Genomic DNA, 5,130 nt, shown 5'->3' with positions numbered 1-5,130 from the left:
CTCGACGGCTTCGTGAAATGGTGGGAGGACCACACCGCCAAGCACGGCGCCTCGATCGACAACAATCCCTCGCCAGGCAACAAGCGCGGCGGCCTGACCACCATCCTCGAGAAATCGCTGGGCGCCGTCGCCAAGGGCGGCCAGACGCCGCTCAACGGCGTCTTCGGCTATGCCGAGAAGGTAACCGGCAGCGGCCTGGTGTTCATGGACACGCCCGGCTACGACCCGGTCTCGGCCACCGGCCAGGTGGCCGGCGGCGCCAACGTCATCGTCTTCACCACCGGCCGCGGTTCCTGCTTCGGCTGCCGGCCGACGCCGTCGATCAAGGTCGCCACCAACTCGACCATGTACCACCAGATGGAAGAGGACATGGACGTCAATTGCGGCGTCATCGCCTCGGGCGAGAAGACGATTCCCGGCATGGGCCGCGAGATCTTCGAGCTGATCATCGAGACGGCGTCCGGCCGCAAGACCAAGAGCGAGACGTTCGGCTACGGCGACAACGAATTCGTGCCCTGGCATCTCGGCGCGACGCTTTAACCTCGCGCCATTATCCCGGCAGCAACGCTACGGGCAGCAAGGAAGCCTGCCTTCACGATTGCGCGACCTTACGATGGAATGAATATTCCATATTGACAGTAGTATGAAATTATCGTTCCATATCGACAAGGAGGAACGGAAGCGCCATGTGCCGCCAGGGAGGAGCTGGCGGAGCCGGACAAAGCTGATCCGGCATCACACAAACGGCACCAGACACCGCTTGCATCGGCCATGCCGATGCATTATCAAAAAACGGTATCTGTTTTTTATTGATAAAGTTCTGTTTGGGCCGCGCCTATCCAGATGGAGCTTCCGAAACCTTCACCAGGCGACTTTAGGGAGGAACCTAATGAAATTCGTGACCAGCCTTCTCAACCGCCGTGCTTTCGTGGCCTTGGCCGCCGCGTCGATGCTCGCCGGCGCGATGCATTCCGCGCCCGCCTCGGCGGCCGACGTGACCATTCCGATCATCGTCAAGGACACCACCTCCTTCTACTGGCAGATCGTTCTGGCCGGCGCCCGCAAGGCGGGCAAGGACCTCGGCATCAACGTGCCGGAGCTCGGCGCCCAGGCCGAAACCGACGTCAACGGCCAGATCTCGATCCTCGAAAACGCCGTCGCCAGCAACCCGGCGGCGATCGTCATCTCGCCGACCGAGTTCAAGGCGCTCGGCAAGCCGATCGACGAGGCGGCCTCGAAGGTCAAGGTCATCGGCATCGACTCCGGCGCCGACTCCAAGGCCTTCACCTCCTTCCTCACCACCGACAACGTCCAGGGCGGCCGCGTCGCGGCTGACGGTCTCGCCGCCGCGATCGGCGCCGCCAATGGCGGCAAGGTCGAAGGCAAGGTCGCGCTGATCACGGCTCTGCCCGGCGCCGGTTCGCTGGAGCAGCGCAAGCAGGGCTTCATCGAACAGATCAAGGCCAAGTATCCGGGTCTCGAGCTGGTCGCCGACAAATATGCCGACGGCCAGGCCACCACCGGCCTCAACATCGCGACCGACCTGATCACCGCCAACCCGGACCTCAAGGGCATCTTCGCCTCCAACCTGATCATGGCGCAGGGCGTCGGCCAGGCGATCGCCGAGAACAATCTCGGTGGCAAGGTGGCGCTGATCGGCTTCGACAGCGACGAAAAGCTGATCAAGTTCCTCAACGACGGCGTCATCTCCGGCCTCGTCGTCCAGGACCCGTACCGGATGGGCTACGACGGCATCAAGACCGCCTTGGCCGCCTCGAAGGGCGAGAAGGTCGAAGCCAATGTCGACACCGGCGCCAACCTCGTCACCAAGGCGAACATGAAAGAACCCAAGATCGACGCGCTGCTCAACCCGAAGCTCAACTGAGCAGCGTCGCGACAGTCGTTTCCGGGGCGTCCTCGCCCCGGAAACATCCATCAGGCGATTTCGAAATTCGCCGGCCTGATTTAGAGCATGATCCCGAAAAGTGGGAACCGGTTTTCGGACAAGATCATGCTCCAACAAGGAATTGGATCAGGATGACGATTCAACGAAACGTCATCCTGATCTAGGCTCCTGCTTCAAGATGCGCGTCAGACGCATCGCTGCGTACCCAACGGTTGAGACCAATCTGGGAGGATTGTCATGACGTCGACGGCGCAGGAACTGCACCCGGCCCCCACATTGGCCCCGGGCAGGACGATCCTCGAGCTCAACGGCCTCGAAAAGCGCTATCCCGGCACGCATGCGCTGAAGCCGGTGCATCTCGCCTTCAAGGCTGGCGAGATCCACGCCATCGTCGGCGAGAACGGTGCCGGCAAGTCGACGCTGATAAAACTTCTGACCGGCGTCATGCCGCGCACCTCGGGCGAGGTGATCTGGGAGGGCAAGCCGGCGGCCTTGGCCACGCCGCACGAAGCGATGGCGCTCGGCATCAACGCCGTCCACCAGGAGGTGGTGCTGTGCCGCCACCTCACCGTCGCCGCCAACATGTTCCTCGGCGAGGAGGAGTCCCGCTTCGGCCTCCTGCAGCAGCGCGCCATGGTCAAGGACGCGCAGAAGATCATCGACGGGCTGGGCTTCGACCTGCCGGCGCATGTCGTGCTCGGCGACCTTACCATCGGCCAGCAGCAGCTGATCGCCGCAGCCAGAGCCACCGTGCGCGGCACGAAGTTCCTGATCTTCGACGAACCGACCGCCTACCTCACCCGCAAGGAGGCCGACCAGCTCTTCAAGCTGATCCGCAGGCTGAAGGGCGAAGGCGTCACCATCATCTACATCAGCCATCGCATGGAGGAGGTGTTCGAGCTTGCCGACCGCGTCTCCGTGCTGCGCGACGGCACTTTGGTCGGCACCCGCGACATAGCCGAGACCGACGAGGCCGAACTGGTCAAGCTGATGATCAACCGCTCGATCGAGCAGATCTACCACAAGGAGCATTTCACCCCCGGCGCGACGATCGTCGAGACGAAGAACCTCTCCGGCAAAGGCTTCGAGAATGTCTCCGTGACCGTCCGCGCCGGCGAGATCGTCGGTCTCTACGGCCTGATCGGCGCCGGCCGCAGCGAGTTCGTCACCACGCTCTACGGCCGCCACAGGAAATCGGCCGGCCAGATCCTGTGGGAGGGCAAGGAGGTCCAGGTCAATTCCGAGCATGACGCCATAAGGCTCGGCATGGCGCTGGCCCCGGAAAGCCGCCGCGACCAGGGCCTCTGCCTCAACCTGTCGGTTGGCATGAACCTCAATCTGCCGATCTACAAGCGCATCTCGAGCAACCTGTTGATCTCCGGCGCCAAGGAAAAGGCCGAGGCCGACCGCCAGATCGCCGACCTGCGCATCAAAACGCCGACGCGCAGCGCGCTCGCCTCCAGCCTCTCGGGCGGCAACCAGCAGAAGATCGTCATCGGCAAATGGCTGGCGCATGGCGCCAAGCTGTTCATCTTCGACGAGCCGACGGTAGGCGTCGATGTCGGCACCAAGGCGGAGATCTACCGGCTGTTCTCGACGCTGCTGTCCAAGGGCGCCGGCATCATCCTGATCTCATCCTATCTGCCGGAAGTCTACGAGCTTGCCGACACGCTGCATGTGTTCCGGCGCGGCAAGCTGGTCGCCACGCATGGTTTCCGCACCGCGAGCCACGAGGACATTCTGGGACAGGCACTGGCCGAGAAACAAGAAAAGTCGGGAGGACAAAAATGAGCACCGAGGCGATCCCCGCCGAAAAATTCAAGCGCAATTTCAACGCGCTCTTCGGCCTGACCCTGCTTGGCCTTCTTCTGCTGATGTGGATCGTGCTGGCTGTCGCCACGCCGTCCTTCGCCACGGCGCTCAACATCACCAATCTTCTGCGCCAGGGCTCGTTGATCGCCATCTTGGCCGTCGGCCAGACCTTCGTCATCATCACCGGCGGCATCGACCTGTCGGTCGGCGCGGTGGTCGGCTTCACCACGGTGGTCGTCGCGCTTTTGATCAATGCCGGCTGGCCGATCTGGGCGGCGGTGCTGGCGACCTTGCTGGTCGGCGTCGCCATCGGCCTGTTCCATGGTTTCGGCATCGTCAAGATGGGCCTGCCGCCCTTCATCATCACTCTGGCCACCATGACCTCGCTGCGCGGCATCGGCCTTCTGATGACCAACGGCAATTCGATCTCGATCAACAGCGACCCGTTCCAGGCATTCTCCCGTGGTTCGTTGTTCGGCATCCCCTATCTGTTCTGGATGGTGATCCTGGTCGCCATCCCGTCCTACATCTTCCTGCACCACACGCGCTGGGGCCGCTACCTGTTCTCGGTCGGCTCCAACGCCGAGGCCGCCCGCTTGTCGGGCGTCAACGTGCCCCGCACCATCTTCATGGCCTATATCCTGTCCGGCCTGCTGGCCGCCTTCGTCGGCGTGCTCTTGGCCTCGCGCATCGGCATCGGCAACCCGACACAGGGCGACACCTATGAGCTGCAGGCCATCGCCTCGTCGGTCATCGGCGGCACCTCGCTGTTCGGCGCCATCGGCTCCGTGCATGGACCGCTGATCGGCTCCTTCATCCTGTCGACGATCAACAACGGCGCCAACCTGCTCAACGTCAACACCTTCTGGCAGCGCGTCATCACCGGCCTGCTGATCATTGTCATCGTCTACTTCGACGGCCTGCGCCGCCGGGGCAAATGACTCCTCCCTGAAACATCCGCGCCGGCCCCGCATGCCGAGGCCGGCGCTCCTTTTTGAACACTGGATCTGCCATGAAAGCCGTCGTCTGCCGCTCGCCTGGCGAGCTTGTCCTCGAAGACCGCGCCGACCCCGGCGCGCCGCCGCCCGGCTGGGCGCGTGTCGCTGTCAGCCATGTCGGCATCTGCGGCACCGACTATCACATCTTCGAAGGCAAGCACCCGTTCTTGGCCTATCCGCGCATCATGGGCCACGAGGTCTCGGGCACGGTCGTCGAAAGGGGTGAAGGCGTCGATCTCGCCGTCGGCGAGCCGGTCATCATCAACCCCTACCTTTCATGCGGCAAATGCATCGCCTGCCGGCACGGCAAGCCGAATTGCTGCGTCAAGATCGAGGTGCTCGGCGTCCACCGCGACGGCGCCATGTGCGACGAGATCCTGGCGCCGGCCCAGAACCTTTATCCCGCGAACGGCC

General features: G+C 63.3%; 4 protein-coding genes and 1 pseudogene. All 5 read left to right on the top strand.

What is annotated here, in order from left to right:
• Positions 1–540: pseudogene (locus tag EOD07_RS21780) on the top strand (UxaA family hydrolase); the annotation flags it as partial.
• A gap of 349 nt (positions 541–889) precedes the next feature.
• Complete coding sequence (locus EOD07_RS21775; RefSeq protein ID WP_041010333.1) at positions 890–1,885, top strand: ABC transporter substrate-binding protein; 996 nt, start codon at positions 890–892, stop codon at positions 1,883–1,885.
• Positions 1,886–2,143: 258 nt separating this feature from the next.
• Positions 2,144–3,697 carry a sugar ABC transporter ATP-binding protein gene (locus tag EOD07_RS21770; protein WP_127236939.1) on the top strand — a complete coding sequence of 518 codons (1,554 nt, stop codon included), beginning with the start codon at positions 2,144–2,146 and terminating at the stop codon, positions 3,695–3,697.
• The gene (locus tag EOD07_RS21765) at positions 3,694–4,659 is read left to right on the top strand and encodes an ABC transporter permease (RefSeq protein ID WP_127236938.1); all 966 of its coding nucleotides are present in this window, start codon (positions 3,694–3,696) and stop codon (positions 4,657–4,659) included. Before EOD07_RS21770 ends, EOD07_RS21765 begins: the two co-directional genes overlap by 4 nt.
• 71 nt (positions 4,660–4,730) lie before the next feature.
• On the top strand, positions 4,731–5,130 hold a 400-nt coding region (locus EOD07_RS21760), incomplete at its 3' end, for an alcohol dehydrogenase catalytic domain-containing protein (RefSeq protein WP_164772411.1).

The organism is Mesorhizobium sp. M2C.T.Ca.TU.002.02.1.1 (assembly GCF_003997225.1).
Note: the sequence above shows the minus strand (reverse complement) of the source record. Positions and strands in the feature narration are given on the sequence as shown.